Origin of the sequence: Streptomyces sp. NPDC004539, assembly GCF_040610055.1 — a bacterium.
In the GTDB taxonomy this organism is placed as follows: domain Bacteria; phylum Actinomycetota; class Actinomycetes; order Streptomycetales; family Streptomycetaceae; genus Streptomyces.
The window spans coordinates 1-14,499 of the sequence record NZ_JBEXLS010000043.1 but is presented as its reverse complement, the minus strand read 5'-3'; the positions used below and the strand labels follow the sequence as shown (position 1 = coordinate 14,499).

The window sequence follows — 14,499 nt, the reverse complement described above, 5'->3', positions numbered from 1 at the left end:
GGTGCCGCCGATTCAGCGGTTGGGCGAGTCGCAGGTACTGGCCTGGGCCCGTTGTCGTCCAGCCTGGGCCGTGAGCTACGCGATCCGGATACGCCAGAGCCGGACCGTCGTTCGTCCGCAACGGCCGGATGGACGTCCTCGCCGCCGACCAGCTCTTCCGTGCCTTCTGCACCGACCTCTACGCCACACCGGGCAACCAGCAGAACCTGGCCCGCTTCACCTTCCTCGACCCCGCCGCCCGCCGCTTCTACCCCGGCTGGGACTCCTTCGCCGACATCACCGTCGCCATCGTGCGCACGGAGGCCGGCCGCAACCCCCACGACAAGGGCCTCCACGACCTGGTCGGGGAGCTGTCCACCCTGAGCGACGCCTTCCGCACCCGCTGGGGCGCGCACAACGTCCGCCACCACGGCACCGGCACCAAGCACTTCCCCCACACGGCCGTCGGCGACCTCACTCTTGCCTTCGAGGGCCTGGAGATGGCCACTGCCCCCGGTCTCACCCTCACCATCTACACCGCCGAACCCGGCTCTCCCTCCGAGGAAGGACTGCGCCTCCTCGCCACCTGGGCCGCCACCAGCGAAGCCGGCCCGGACACCGAACGGTCGGCCACCGGCTGACGGACGGCTGTGCTTCGGCCCCGGCAGGGGAATCGAAACACGTTGGCCGGTCTGCCGTGAAGCTGCGACGATGCCCTCTGTTTCCAGCGGAGGACATTTGTTCGTTTTCGTGTGTGTGGGGTGCGGCGCCGAGCTGACCAACCCGCTGTCCCGGGTCGCCCTGCCGGCCCACGCTCACCAGAAGTACGGGAACGGGACTCAGCTCCCGGTGCTGATGGAGCCGGGCACGTTCGCCGTGGACCCGGAGCCCTGGGGGCCGCCGTGGCGGAGATGGGAGGAGATCCATCCGGACGAGGCGGTGGCCCGCGGCATCTACGCGCCGGTCCACGCCCTCTCCGACGGCGCCCCCGGCTCGATCGTCATCGCACCTGGCGACGTCCGCGGTACCCTGCTGATCCCGGAGCGGGCCGGCGGCTACTGTTGCGGCCTCGGCGGAGCAGACGGTCCCAACATGGCATGCGAAGAGTGCGGCCTGCCCGTGGCGAGCCGGATCGACGACTGCTCACTCTGGCAGGCGGTATGGCTTGCCCCGGATGCCGTGCGCCGTCTCCTCGTCGATGGCGTCGGCTCCGCACCGCTCTCCTGGGCGGAGCTGTCGGAGGAAGGGAAGTGCACGCCTCCGTTCGAGCCGGTCGCCAGATGGGGGGCGCGGCTCGGGCCGGACCACTTCTGGTCGTGGAACCCGCAGTGGGAGGCCGCGGTCGGCCGGGCACTCGCTCACCTGCTGGCAGCCTCGGAGGGCCGACCGGTGACCGTCCCGGACGGCCTGAGCAAGGAAGTGTTCCAGCGCGCCCTCGACGCCCTGTTGCCCGCGTATCCGCCGGCACGGCGCGCCGTCCTGGCCGGACCAGGACAGCCCGCCCCCGACGCGGACGCTGACATCGTCCTCGTGCCGACCCATCCTCAGACCGGAGAGACCTGGACCCCGGCCGGCCCCGCCACTACGGCCTACCCGGTGCCTGTGCCGTTCGGGGTGTGGCGGTGGCTGGCTTTCCCCAAGCCGCACCTGCCGGTTCCCGCGTCGGGCGGCATGCCCGACGGCGTCCTCCGCGACGACCCGCCCGCACCGCGTCCCCGGTACTCGTTCCGGGCCGATCCGGGCGTCTTTCAGCACACCCTGGTTCGGCTGCCGGCCGTCCGCAGCCCGTGGTTGCGCGAGATCCCGGAGAACCTCACGCAGTACATGCACGCCGGCCTCTTCTAGCGGACCGCATCCGCCGTCCGTTCTCGTGGACAAAGCCAGATCGGATCAGCCGTCGCCTCGCGTGCCAACCCTCCTTGGACGGCTGCGAACTGCCCTGTCTGCTGGATCAGAGGTGCTGGTCGAAGAAACCGGTGAGCTTCCGCCACGGGATCAGCTCGACCTTGTCGTAGAGGTCCACATGCCCGGCACCGGGAACGACATGGAGTTCCCTCGGCTTAGGGGCCTGGGCGTAGGCGTCCTCGCTGTAGTAGCGCGAGTGCGCCTTCTCGCCCGCGATGAACAGCAGCGGGCGCGGGGCGGTCAGCTCGATCTGGGCGAGCGGCATGAAGTTCGCGATCGCGCCGTTGCTGGTCAGGGTCAGCGGATGCGAGCGCGGGTGCCGGCCGCGCGGCGTCGCGCAGTACTCGGCGAACTCGTCAGCCGCCGCCTGCTGGGACGGCTTCGACGGCACCGCGCTCCCGCCGCTGTAGCGCACCTCCCCGCCGTCGTACTCGGCCCACCGTTGCTCGGCCGCCTTGGCAAGCGCCCGCTTGCGCTCCCCGACGGAGTTCCTCTCGCTGGGGACCGGGGCGTAGCCCTGGCCGTCGCGGTAGGCGCGGCCCATGTCGTACATGCTCACCGTCGCGACGGCCTTGAGACGCGGATCGATCTGCGCGGCGCTCAGGGCGAAGCCGCCGCCGGCACAGACCCCGATGACGCCGATCCGGTCCCGGGCCACGTCGCGGCGGGTGCCGAGGTGGTCCACGGCGGCGCTGAAGTCCTCGACGAACGTCTCCAGGGACGCGATGTGCCGCGGCCTGCCGCCGCTCTCACCGTTGCAGGAGGCGTCGAACGCCAGCGTCACGAAGCCGCGCTCAGCCATGGTCTGCGCGTACAGGCCCGAGGTCTGTTCCTTCACACCGCCGAACGGGTGCCCGACGATCAACGCGCGGGCACGGCCTCTCAGCGGCTTGGGGCTGTACAGGTCGGCCACCAGCTCGATGCCGAGCCGGTTGTGGAACGACACCTTCTTGTGGTCGACCTTGTTGCTGCGGGGGAAGGTCTTGTCCCACGTCGCCCCTCGCTGAGCCGTCTGTGCGTAAGCGGTCGTGCTGCTCCCGGCGGCGGCGAGCGATCCGGCCGCGACGGCGGCACCGCCCATCATCAAGATCTGACGCCGCTGCGGACCGACCCGGCTCACTCGCGCGGCGGGATGGCTCATGAACCCACAGCCAACCGTCATGTCCGTTCAAGAGGGAGACCCTTGTGAAGGGTGTACCGCCAGGGCACCCCTCGACGAAGACCGTCCCTCCTCAGCTGACGACCGCCGTGTTTTTCTCCGGCCGAATCGGGTTGCTGAAAAAATCTCCGGGCCGCGAGTGTCGGTGATGTCCGCTTCGTGACACCCCCACTCCGAGCGACTGGAAGATCCAGATGCCCCAGACAGACACGCCGACACCGACATCCCGTACCGGCAGGGCCCGGCGAACCGCCGCAGTGCTCGGCGCGGCCCTCGGCGTCGCCGGCGCGCTTCTCGCCGCGACCCCGGTGACGGCGAACGCGGCCGACCCGCTGCCCTCGGAGGAGGACCTCCTCTCCCACTGCAACACCGCCGACTACTGCAAGTACACGGCCAAGGCACTGGACTCGGCGATCGGCCCGAAGCACCAGGTCGGCAACAAGGTCATCAACTGCGCCGGCACGGTCCACCGGACCTGGAGCTGGTCGGAGACGACGTCCCAGACCACCAACGCGTCGATCTCCTCGACCCTGGCCTCCGCGCTCTGGGAGCCCGTCTCCCTCGCGGCGACCGCGTCGTTCGGCAAGAGCTTCGAGAAGTCCCACACCCACACGGTCACCGTCGACCGCACCATGGAGCCCTTCACGATGGCGTACATCACCCGGGGCACGGGCTACAACATCATCTACGGCGACTGGGAGCTGCACTTCCCCAACCGCTTCCACGGCCACTACGTCTGGTACGACAACGGCTACCAGGTCAAGGTCGAGAACCCGGACGGCGGCTGGGAGGCGTACAACTACCGCCCGCTGAGCGACGCCGAGGTCAAGCAGTACTGCGGCAACGCGACCCCCAACGGCCGGGGCCGCACCACCCTCACCCAGTACCTCAAGGGCGGCAGCGAACTCAACCAACGAGGCGGCTGGGTGGGCGGCTCCCGCCGGGGCATCGCGTTCGGCGACTCGTCGTCGTAGAGACGGACCCGCCACGCGGATGGAGGTCCGGGAACAGTCGGTGTCCCGGGCCTCCGTCGCGTTGTCGCGGGCGGTCTCGGCGGCCCCCACAGCAGCAGACGCCGGTCGAACCGGTCCACCAGAACACCGGCCCGCAGCGCGGCCGGCAGTCAGGGCAGCGTCCGGGTGAGCCCCATGGTGGCCACCGGCGGAGCCTCAAGCCAGCCGCGCCGTCCACCCGCCGTCCACCGGCACGACCACTCCGGTCACGAACGACGCCTGGTCCGACGCGAGGAACGCGGCGACCCGGGCCTGCTCCTCCGGACGTCCGGCGCGTCGGAGTGCCGCTCCGGACGGCAGGGAGCGGAGGGTGTCGGCCGGGACGCGGCCGGTGTTCCTGGGCGTCGGGGTGAGGCCGGGGGTGACGGCGTTGACGCGGATGCCCCGGGGGCCGTACAGGGCGGCGAAGGACCGGGTGAGGGAGTCGACGCCCGCCCTCGCCGCCGCGTACGCCTGCGCGGCGAGGGGGTCGGTGTCCAGGGCCGACGCCGGGGAGAAGTTGACGATCGAGCCGCCGCGCGGGGCCATCGCGTGGACGGCGTGCTTGTTGGTGAGGAGCGTGCCGCGCAGGTGCACCGAGGCCAGGTTCTCGAACTCCTCGACGTTGACCAGGATGTCGACCCGCCCGAACGTCTCGACGGCGTAGGCGAACATCGCCTCGACGTCCTCCTCCCGCGTGATGTCCCCCTGGAAGGGCGCCGCCGCCGGCCCGAGGGCGATCGCCGTCGCCCTCTGCGCACCGCTGATGTCGGCGGCGACCACCCACGCGCCCTCCCTGACGAACAGCTCCGCGGTGACCGCCCCGATCGTCCCGGCCGCACCCACGCCGGTGATGACGGCGACCTTGTCGTGCAGGAGGCCGACGGCCACGGAGGTGCTCCTGTTCGTCAGAGAGAGGGAAGGGGGAGATCGCTTCGGAGAGAGCCGCCCCCCCCGTACCGGCGAGACCCGGAGCCGGCCCCGAACCGCCCCCCGCCCCGCCGACTACCCCTGCCGCCCCGCCTCCGCCGGAGCCACCGTCTTCGCCGCCCCCACGTCCCCCGCGAGCGCCGCCCGATGCCGGGGCAGGAACGACGACAGCAGGAACGCCAGCAGCGCGGCCCCGCACCCGATGCCCATGATGACCTTGAAGGAGTCCTCGGAGGGCAGCGCGTGCCCGGCGAAGTCGGTGGTCATCTGGGCCAGGATCACGCCGGTCGCGGCGCTCGCGATGGACGTACCGATGGACCGCATCAGCGTGTTGAAGGCGTTCGCCGCACCGGTCTCGGAGACCGGCACCGCACCCATGATCAGCATGGGCAGCGCCCCGTACGCGAAGCCGATCCCGACGCCGATGACGCAGGAGATGAAGATCAGCTGCCAGATCTCGCTCATCATGAAGATGTTGAGCGCGTACCCGGCGGCCACGATCAGCGCACCGATCATGAGCGTCAGCTTCGGCCCCTTGGCCTGCGAGATCTTCGACGACAACGGCGCGGCGACCATCACGATCAGCCCCTGCGGCGCGAGCACCAGACCGACGGTGAGGAGATCCTCGCCGAGCCCGTACCCGGTCTGCTCCGGCAGCTGGAGGATCTGCGGGACGATCAGCTGCATCGCGAACAGCGAGAACCCGAAGGCCAGCCCGGCGAGGTTGGTGAAGAGGACCTGCGGGCGCGCGGTGGTGCGCAGGTCGACCAGCGGCTGCTCGGTGCGCAGCTCGAAGTAGCCCCAGGCCAGGAACGTGACGACGGCGCCCGCGAACAGCGCGAGGGTGGTGCCGCTGCCCCAGCCCCAGTCACCGCCCTTGGAGATCGCCAGCAGCAGACAGACGAGCCCGCCGGCCAGCCCGGCACTGCCGACGAGGTCGAACCGCCCGCCGCTGCGCACCTTCGACTCGGGCACGAGCAGCAGCACCGTCACCGTCGCGACCGCGCCCATCACCGCCGACGCCCAGAACAGCATGTGCCAGTCGAAGTTGTCGGCGACGAACGCGGCGATCGGCAGCCCCAGCGCGGCCCCGATACCGAGCGAGGCGCTCATCAGCGCGGTGGAGGAGGCCAGCTTCTCGGCGGGCAGCTCGTCCCGCATGATGCTCAGCCCCAGCGGGATCACACCGGCGGACAGCCCCTGGAGGAGCCGACCGACGATCATCGGAGTGAGGGAGTCGCTGAGCGCGACGACCGTCGAGCCCGCCGTCAGCGCGACGAGGCTGGTCAGCAGCATCAGACGCTTGCCGTACATGTCGCCGAGACGCCCGGCGATCGGTGTCGCGACCGCCGCCGCGAGCAGGGTCGCGGTGACGGCCCAGGCCGTGTCCGAGGCCGGCGCGTCCAGGAGTTTCGGCAGCTCAGGGACGATCGGGATCACGAGCGTCTGCATGAGCGAGACGACGATCCCGGCGAAGGCCAGCACGGCCACGATCACGTTCGGATTCGGTGGCGCGGCCGTCGGGGTGTCCGCGGTGGGTGTGGGGGTCTCGGACATGACTGGTCTCCGGAGGGCGGGGTGGATGGACGCACCGTCATAAGTCAACGGGTTGATTTAAAATGTACGTCGGGGGGTAGGCATGTTCAAGTCGGCCTGGCTGAATCCGGCGGGAACACTCCATGGTGAGGCTGTGGAGACCGGCGGCCCGGACCGGCCGCCGTGTTGCGTACGCTTTCGTCGTCCGTCCCCGCTGGTCAGACCGGGGGCCGCACGGCCTGGGGGACGGGCCGTCGCGGAAAAGTGTGAGGTCCCGGAACGAGGCGGTGGTGATGGGCGGCAGAACGAGGCGGGACGAGCAGGTCACGGCGACGCGCGAGGCGCTGCTGGACGCGGCGGAGCGGCTGTTCGCGGAACACGGTGTGCACGCGGTGGCCAACCGGCAGATCTCCCTGGCGGCCGGACAGGGCAACAACGCCGCCGTCAGCTACCACTTCGGCACGAAGATAGACCTGGTCCGCGCGCTCGTCCGCCGGCACTCCACGGGCATAGAGGTCTTCCGGCACGCCATGCTCGCCGGACTCGACGACTCCTCGGCCCTGCGGGACTGGGTCGAGTGCGCGGTCCACCCGGTCGTCCGCCACGTCGAGTCGCTGGGCACCCCGAGCTGGTACGGCCGCCTCATGGCCCAGCTCACCGCCGACCCCGGGCTGCGCGCGATCACCGCCGACGAGTTCGCCGCCGCCTCGCCCTCGATGGCCCGGCTCCAGGACGGCATGTTCCGCCGCTCGCCCGACCTCCCCGCCGAGGTCCACGCCGAACGCACCTCCATGACCCGGCACCTCATCACGCAGATGGTCGCCGAACGGGAACGGGCCCTGTGCGACGGCCTCCCGACCACCCGCGCGAGCTGGCGGGGCGCGGCGGACGGCCTGGTCGACGCGATCGTCGCACTGTGGCAGGCCCCGGTCACGGACGCCGGCTGACCTGCTCGGGGGCCGCCGGCGACCGCGGCGCCCGCATGGCCGTAAATTAAATCAATCATTTGACTTAACTTGCTGGCTCGTGTTGCCTGAACGCCCGGGGACGACCTCCACGTCCCCCACTGGCCCCCCACGAGCGAGGAGGAAGCGGTGACCCGTCCCGCAGGAAACTCCCAGGAGATTCCCGAGTACGACATCTCCCGACCCGCCCGATGCCCTCTCGACCCGGCCCCCGCGATGCGCGCCCGCCAGGAAGAGGCCCCCGTCACCCGGATCACCCTCTGGGACGGCACCGTCGCCTGGCTGGTCACCGGCTGGGAGGAACACCGGGCCGTCCTGGCCGACCCGCGCGTCAGCGCCGACCCGTTCCGCCCCGGCGCCCCCAAACTCGCCCGCAGCGAAGCCCTGTTCATCGAACGGCTCAAGGAACAGGGCAGGACCTCGGTCGGCACCAGCTTCATCATGATGGACGACCCCGAGCACGCCCGGCTGCGGCGGACGGCGACGGCCGCCTTCACCGTCAAACGCGTCGAGGCCCTGCGCCCGGCCACCCAGCGGACCGCCGACACCCTCGTCGACCGGCTGCTCGACGGCCCCCGGCCCGCCGACCTCGTCGAGGCGTTCGCCCTGCCCCTGCCGTCCCTGGTCATCTCCGACCTGCTCGGCGTCCCCTACGACGACCACGACTTCTTCCAGTCGAACAGCCAGACCATCATCAACCGCGACTCCTCCGGCGACGACCGCTCCCAGGCCCGCCGCCGCCTCGCGGACTATCTCGGCGGCCTCCTCGACGGAAAACTCGCCGACCCCGCCGAGGACCTCCTCTCCCGGCTCGCCGAACGCGTCAAGACCGGCGACCTCACCCGCGAGGAAGCCACCGAGATGGGCGTCCTCATGCTCTTCGCGGGCCACGAGACCACCGCCAACATGATCACGCTCGGCACCCTCGCCCTCCTGCGGCACCCGGAGCAACTCGCCCTGGTACGCGACACCGACGACCCGAAGGTGATTGCCGGAGCCGTCGACGAACTCCTGCGCTGGCTCACCATCACCCACGGCGGACTGCGCCGCGTCGCCCTCGAAGACATCGAGATCGGCGGCCGGCTGATCAAGGCGGGCGAGGGCATCATCCCGGTCAACGAGACCGCCAACCGCGACCCGAAGGTCTTCCCCGACCCCGACCGCCTCGACCTCACCCGCGACGCCCGCCGCCACGTCGCCTTCGGCTACGGCGTCCACCAGTGCCTCGGCCAGCCGCTCGCCCGCATGGAACTCCAGGTCGCCTTCCCCACCCTCCTGCGCCGCGTCCCCACCCTCGCACTCGCCGCCGGCCTCGACGACATCCCCTTCAAGCACGACGGGTTCGTCTTCGGCGCCTACGCACTCCCCGTCACCTGGTGAGGCCCGCCATGACCGACGACGTGGTGATCGTGGGAGCCTCCGCAGCGGGCCTCGCCACCGCCGAAGCGCTCCGCAACAAGGGGTACGACGGAACGCTGACCCTCATCGGCGACGAACCCCACCTCCCCTACGACCGCCCGCCCCTGTCCAAGCAGATCCTCTCCGGCGCCTGGGAACCCGAGCGGACACGCCTGCGCGACGAGACGGCCCTCGCCGGGCTCGGCGCCGAACTCCGCCTCGGCACCCGCGCCGTGGCCCTCGACGCCACCGCCCGCAAGATCACCCTCGACGACGGCGACCGCGTCCCCTACGGCACCCTGGTCGTCGCGACCGGGGTCACCCCGCGCCGCCTCCCCGGCGACCACCTCGCCGGCGTCCACACCCTGCGCACCCTCGACGACGCCCTCGCCCTGCGCACCCACCTCCTCGCCCGGCCCCGGGTCGTGATCGTCGGCGCGGGCTTCCTCGGCGCCGAAGTCGCCGCCGTGGCACGGAAGATGGACCTCGACGTCACCCTCGTCGACCCCCTGCCCCTGCCGCTTTTCCGCCAACTCGGCGACACCGTAGGGGCGTTGGTCGCCGACCTGCACCGCGGGCGCGGCGTCCGGCTGTGCCTCGGCACCGGCGTCGCCCGCTTCGTCGCACTCGCCGGCCGGGTCGTCGCCGTCGAACTCACCGACTGCACACGCCTCGACGCGGACGCCGTCGTCGTCGCCGTCGGCTCCACCCCGGCCACCGGCTGGCTCGCCGACTCCGGACTCGCCCTCGGCGACGGCGTGGAGTGCGACGCCCACTGCCGGGCCGCCCCCGGCATCTACGCCGCCGGCGACGTCGCCTCCTGGCACCACCCCGACTTCGGCCGCCGGATGCGCGTCGAACACCGCCTCAACGCCACCGAACAGGGCATCGCCGTCGCCGCGAACATCCTCGGCGAAGCACGCCCGTTCGCCCCCGTCCCCTACTTCTGGAGCGACCAGTACGACACCCGCGTCCAGGCGTTCGGCATCCTCCCGGCCGGCGCCGACGTCACGGTCGTCGACGGCAGCCCCGACGACGGCAAGTTCGTCGCCGCCTACGCCCTCGACGGCGAGGTCGTGGGCGTCCTCGGCTGGAACAGCCACCGGGAACTGCGCAAACTCCGCCGCCTCGTGGCCGACCGCACCGGCTACCAGCCACCGGGGGAGTGAGCGAACAGCCCACGCCCCGGAGGGAGTTCACCATGGCACCGGCCCGATAACCCTTTGACGGCCCCACCGCCCGTCCCCGACGATCAACCGCGTGTCCGACGCCCTGACGCCCCTGAGGCACCGCGCATTCCGTCACCTCTTCATCGGTACGACCGCCAACCTGCTCGGCAACGGGATGGCGCCGATCGCCCTGGCCTTCGCCGTCCTCGACGCGACCGGCTCGGTCGGGAAGCTCGGCCTCGTGGTCGGGGCGTACTCCCTGACCGGCATCCTCTTCCTGCTGTACGGCGGGGTGCTGGCGGACCGGATGCCGCGAGGGCCGCTGCTCGTCGGCAGCAGCGCGGTGAGCGCTGTGAGCCAGGCGGTGGTCGCCGCACTGGTGCTCACCGACAACGCGACCGTCCCGCTGCTCATGGCGCTCGCCGCGGTCAACGGGGCGGCGGGTTCCTGCTACCAGCCCGCCGCGCAGGCCCTGTTGCCGCAGACCGTGCCTGTTGACTCCCGGCGTGCCGCCCTCGCGCTCTCCCGGATCTCGGGGAGCAGCGCGACGATCCTCGGCGCCTCGCTGGGCGGTGTCCTGGTCGCCGCCGTCGGGCCCGGCTGGGGACTCGCCGTCGACGCCCTCACCTTCGTGCTCGCCGCCGCGACGTTCGCGCTGATCCGCGTCCAGGTCGCACCACCCGAGCCCAGCCCCGGCCTCGTGCACGAACTCCGGGTCGGCTGGCGGGAGTTCACCTCCCGGAGCTGGGTGTGGGTGATCGTGGTCGCCTTCTGCTTCCTCAACGCCGGGCTCACCGCCACGTTCACCGTCCTCGGGCCGGCCATCGCCGACAGCACCGGCATCGGGCGCGGCGGCTGGGGGCTGGCCGTCGCCGCGTCCTCGCTCGGCGCGGTCGCCGGGGGCGTCCTGTCCCTGCGCTGGCGGCCCCGGCGGCCGATCCTGGTCGGCTGCGCGCTGATGGGACTGACGGCGACGACTCCGCTGCTGCTCGCGCTCGCCCCGTACACGTGGGTGCTGGCCGTCGCCAACTTCGTCGCGGGCGTGGGCGTCGAACAGGCCGGGGTCGCCTGGTACTCCACCCTCAACGAACAGATCCCGGAGAACCGCCTCGCCCGCGTCTACGCCTACGACGACCTCGGCTCCTACCTGGCCATCCCCCTCGCCCAGTTCACCGCCGGCCCCGCCGTCCTCCTCCTCGGCCTCCACACCACCCTCTACGCAGCCGCCACCCTCATCCTCCTCGCCACCCTCGTCATGGTCTCCACCCCCTCCGTCCGCGCCCTCGTCCCGAAGACGGCGGTCACCTGACCGCGACGCCACCGCAGGTGAACGTGGTGCTCTCCAGCAGCTCCGGAGTGACGGCGACACCGGTCAGGTGCTCGGCGAGGGCGAACGCGGCCGACGCGGAGAGGTCGAGCTCGGGGATGTCGTCCCCGAAGTGGAAGCCGATGTCGCGCATGACGGCCAGGAGTTCGTCGGGGGTGGAGCCCCAGCGGTGGTCGGGATACATGGGCTCGAACGTGAGGCGCGGCGCGGAGTCCTCGGCCCAGAGGAACGCGTCGAGCGCGTTGACGTTGACGAAGTGCGACACCCAGCGGGTGCCGGCCGAGGCGTCCAGCGCCCGTTCCTCGGTGACGCCGAGATAGCCGTTGGCCTCGATCATCAGGGTCCACGATCCGACGGTGGTCATCGCGACGAGCTGCCGCTTGCCGTCGTACCGGTCGGAGAACTCGAAGGCGGCCTCGACGAACTCGTCCGCGCCGGTCAGCGCCGGTTCGTTCGTGCCGCCGAGGCGGTGGAGCAGGTCGGCGGGGGAGAGGTCGTGCACCAGGGTGAAGCAGTACGCCTCGGCGAGGTCCGGGAAGCGTTCCTCGAACCAGGTGTAGGCGGTGGCGGTCGTCGTCATGCGGGAGATCCTCGCCGATGCCACTGACATCGGCGGGGAGAGGCACTGCCCGTCGTTCGGCGTTCGCGCTATACGGCGCCCCATTGGTGGGCGAGCGCCGCGGCCTCTCCTCGGGAGGTGACGCCGAGTTTGTCGAAGATCTTGGCCAGGTGGAACTTCACCGTGGACTCGCTGATGTGGAGCTGGTGGGCGATGTCGCGGTTGCGGCGCCCGCGGGCGAGCTGTTCCAGTACTTCCAGCTCGCGGGCGCCGAGGTCGGTGAGCGGGTCCTGGAGGGGGGTGTCGGACGAGGCGAGCGGGACTTCGACGGTGACTGTCGTACCCCAGTCCGGTACGGCGTCCACGTCGAGGCGTCCGCCGAGAGGGGCCAGCCGCTCGACGACCCGGCGTGCGTCGAAGGACCGCCGGGAGAGGGCGCCGGGTCCGTCGTCCCGGACGGTGGCGCGCAGGTGGGTGTCGCCGACCTTCCAGCCGACGTGTATCCGCCCGACCTGACGGCCGGCGACCGCGCCCTGATCCTCCAGGGAGACGTACACGACGGCACGTACCACCGCGGAGACCGCGTGCACGACGTCACCGGGCAGCATTCGGTCGGCGCCCTCCTCCGCACCGGGGATGCCGAGGTCCAGCCGTACGCCGCGAGGCCGCAGCATCCGGCGCAGGGAATCGGTTAGCCGGTCGAAGGCGTCCGCGGCACGCTCCTCGACCAGCGCCTGATCGAGTTCGACGCGCGCACGCAGTTCGGACAGGGCGGTGACCGTGAGGTCGGTGGCACGCGTACGGACGTCGGCGTCGGCCAGGTCCCGGTCGCGGAGCGTGCGCAGAAGCGTGGTCAGGGCGGTCGCGTGCGATTCGCCCAGTTCGGAGATGGCGATCGCACGCGCGGCTGCCGCGGCCCGCGAGGTGGCCAGTCTCCCGGGAGGGATGACGTCGGTGTGGACGGTCACGCGGTGGGCGGTCAGCAGGTCCCACAACGCCAGCGCAGGTGCCAGCCGCTCCGGTGGCACGGGCGTGTCCTCGGCCCGCAGGAGGACCAGCAGCGCCGCCGGCTCGGTGCGGGCGCTGGACAACGCCACCACCGGTACGTCGACGCCCGCCATGGTGGCCCGGCCCTGCCAGATCCCGCCTGCGGGGACCAGGGGCCGCAGCGCGGCCACCTCGGCGATGGTCACGGCGGTGCCGGCGCCGCCGGGGGATTCCCCGTGGGCTTTGAAGGGCGACTGCGCGCACGTGATCAGTTCGGCCAGCCCGCTGTGGGGAAGGGTGCCGGCCAGGGCGGAGGACAGGCGCGGCAGGGTCTCGGGCTTGGATGCCCCGATCACTTCGGCTGCGACGGAGAGGTCCATGTCCACCAGCCTAACCAGCCCGTTCCGGCCGGGCGCTGTCCTTTCGACCGGCCACAACCGTCCGAAAGGACAGCGGGTGGCCGGACCGCCGCTGTCAAGAATCGGAGGTGTTGAACACCGCCCTTTTCCGCGGCGGCATGTACGTGTACAGAGGAGTTCCCGGCATGAAGGCAGTCGTTTACAGCGAGTACGGCGGTTCCGAGGTCCTTCGGTTCGCCGAGGTCGAGGAGCCGCACGCCGGCCCCGGCCAGGTCCGGCTGAGGGTCATGGCCGCCGGCGTCAACCCGATCGACTACAAGATCCGCTACGGGTGGCTGCACCAGATGTTCCCCATGGCCTTCCCCGCCGTCCCCGGAGGCGAAGTGGCGGGCGTCGTGGACGAGGTCGGTGAGGGCGTCACCGGCGTGGCGGTGGGGGACGAGGTCCTCGGCTTCAACATCGCCCCCGATTTCCCCGTCGCCGGCATCACCGGCGCGTACGCGCAGTACGCTCTCGCCAGGGCCGAGGACGTCGGCCCCAAGCCGGCCGGCCTCGGCTGGGAGACGGCCGCCGCGCTGCCCGTCGCCGTGGAGACCTCCGACCGTGTCCTGGACCTCCTGAAGGTGACGGCCGGCGAGACGCTGCTGCTGCACGGCGCCGCCGGTGTCGTCGGCTCGGTCGGCGTCCAGCTCGCGGTCCGCCGGGGCGTCACTGTCATCGGCACTGCCTCCGAGGCGAACCACGACTTCCTCCGCTCGCTCGGAGCCGTCCCCGTGACGTACGGCGACGGCGTCGTCGACCGGGTCCGTGCCGCCGCCCCGCAGGGCGTGGACGCCGTGTACGACGCCGGTGTCGACGCCCTGGAGATCTCCATGGAACTGCGCGGCGGCACCACCGACCGGATCGTCACCATCCACGACACCCGCGCCCTCGAACTCGGCATCACCATGTCCACCGGCCCCCGCCCGGGATTCGGCGCGCGGCTCGCCGAGTACGCCCGCGAGGCCGCCGAAGGCCGGCTCACCGTACGCATCGACCGCGGCCTCCCGCTCGCCGAGGCCGCCCTGGCCCACCGGCTCAGCGAGGCCGGTCACCCCCGGGGCAAGCTGGTCCTTCTCCCTTGAAGCGCACCCCGAACATTCACCTGATACCTCCGAGGATGCCCCGGCCTTCAGGCCGGGGAGGAATCGGACCCCTGCGGAGCGGGGCGAGGAAGGAACGATCGCCGTCAGGG

The 14,499-nt window shown here is 71.5% G+C and carries 12 protein-coding genes and 1 pseudogene; 8 read left to right on the top strand and 5 right to left on the bottom strand.

Annotated features, from left to right (window positions below; all coding sequences use genetic code 11):
- Positions 1-101: 101 nt before the first annotated feature.
- Together ABZX85_RS46925 and ABZX85_RS46920 are read left to right on the top strand one after the other, a co-directional pair.
- A pseudogene (locus ABZX85_RS46925) lies at positions 102-620 on the top strand (transcriptional regulator); the annotation flags it as partial.
- A gap of 97 nt (positions 621-717) precedes the next feature.
- A complete protein-coding gene (locus tag ABZX85_RS46920) occupies positions 718-1,824 on the top strand; it encodes a hypothetical protein (RefSeq protein ID WP_355884231.1) in 1,107 nt (368 codons plus the stop codon).
- A 106-nt stretch (positions 1,825-1,930) separates the two neighbouring features.
- On the opposite strand, the gene ABZX85_RS46915 is transcribed toward ABZX85_RS46920, so the two are convergent.
- On the bottom strand, positions 1,931-3,025 hold the full coding sequence (locus ABZX85_RS46915) for an alpha/beta hydrolase (RefSeq protein ID WP_355884229.1): 1,095 nt from the start codon (positions 3,023-3,025) through the stop codon (positions 1,931-1,933).
- 212 nt (positions 3,026-3,237) lie between these two features.
- Between ABZX85_RS46915 and ABZX85_RS46910 the strand changes: the two genes are divergently transcribed.
- A complete protein-coding gene (locus ABZX85_RS46910) occupies positions 3,238-4,017 on the top strand; it encodes a hypothetical protein (RefSeq protein ID WP_355884228.1) in 780 nt (259 codons plus the stop codon).
- Between the two features lie 195 nt (positions 4,018-4,212).
- On the opposite strand, the gene ABZX85_RS46905 is transcribed toward ABZX85_RS46910, so the two are convergent.
- Positions 4,213-4,926 (bottom strand): SDR family oxidoreductase, encoded by a 714-nt coding sequence (locus ABZX85_RS46905; RefSeq protein ID WP_355884226.1) that lies wholly within the window; start codon positions 4,924-4,926, stop codon positions 4,213-4,215.
- Between the two features lie 114 nt (positions 4,927-5,040).
- On the bottom strand, positions 5,041-6,522 hold the full coding sequence (locus ABZX85_RS46900) for an MFS transporter (RefSeq protein ID WP_355884224.1): 1,482 nt from the start codon (positions 6,520-6,522) through the stop codon (positions 5,041-5,043).
- Between the two features lie 272 nt (positions 6,523-6,794).
- Between ABZX85_RS46900 and ABZX85_RS46895 the strand changes: the two genes are divergently transcribed.
- From ABZX85_RS46895 to ABZX85_RS46880, 4 genes are all read left to right on the top strand, one after another.
- Positions 6,795-7,448: a TetR family transcriptional regulator gene (locus ABZX85_RS46895; RefSeq protein ID WP_355884222.1), complete on the top strand. Its 654-nt coding sequence runs from the start codon at positions 6,795-6,797 to the stop codon at positions 7,446-7,448.
- A gap of 147 nt (positions 7,449-7,595) precedes the next feature.
- Positions 7,596-8,846: a cytochrome P450 gene (locus tag ABZX85_RS46890; RefSeq protein WP_355884220.1), complete on the top strand. Its 1,251-nt coding sequence runs from the start codon at positions 7,596-7,598 to the stop codon at positions 8,844-8,846.
- An 8-nt stretch (positions 8,847-8,854) separates the two neighbouring features.
- Positions 8,855-10,033: an FAD-dependent oxidoreductase gene (locus ABZX85_RS46885; protein ID WP_355884218.1), complete on the top strand. Its 1,179-nt coding sequence runs from the start codon at positions 8,855-8,857 to the stop codon at positions 10,031-10,033.
- A gap of 91 nt (positions 10,034-10,124) precedes the next feature.
- A complete protein-coding gene (locus tag ABZX85_RS46880) occupies positions 10,125-11,342 on the top strand; it encodes an MFS transporter (protein ID WP_355884216.1) in 1,218 nt (405 codons plus the stop codon).
- On the opposite strand, the gene ABZX85_RS46875 is transcribed toward ABZX85_RS46880, so the two are convergent.
- Both ABZX85_RS46875 and ABZX85_RS46870 read right to left on the bottom strand, forming a co-directional pair.
- Positions 11,335-11,940 (bottom strand): DUF6461 domain-containing protein, encoded by a 606-nt coding sequence (locus ABZX85_RS46875; RefSeq protein WP_355884214.1) that lies wholly within the window; start codon positions 11,938-11,940, stop codon positions 11,335-11,337. The genes ABZX85_RS46880 and ABZX85_RS46875 overlap by 8 nt on opposite strands.
- A 68-nt stretch (positions 11,941-12,008) precedes the next feature.
- On the bottom strand, positions 12,009-13,286 hold the full coding sequence (locus ABZX85_RS46870) for a LuxR C-terminal-related transcriptional regulator (protein WP_355884212.1): 1,278 nt from the start codon (positions 13,284-13,286) through the stop codon (positions 12,009-12,011).
- Between the two features lie 164 nt (positions 13,287-13,450).
- On the opposite strand from ABZX85_RS46870, the gene ABZX85_RS46865 reads away from it, so the two are divergent.
- Positions 13,451-14,389 (top strand): NADP-dependent oxidoreductase, encoded by a 939-nt coding sequence (locus tag ABZX85_RS46865; RefSeq protein ID WP_355884210.1) that lies wholly within the window; start codon positions 13,451-13,453, stop codon positions 14,387-14,389.
- Positions 14,390-14,499 lie beyond the last annotated feature (110 nt).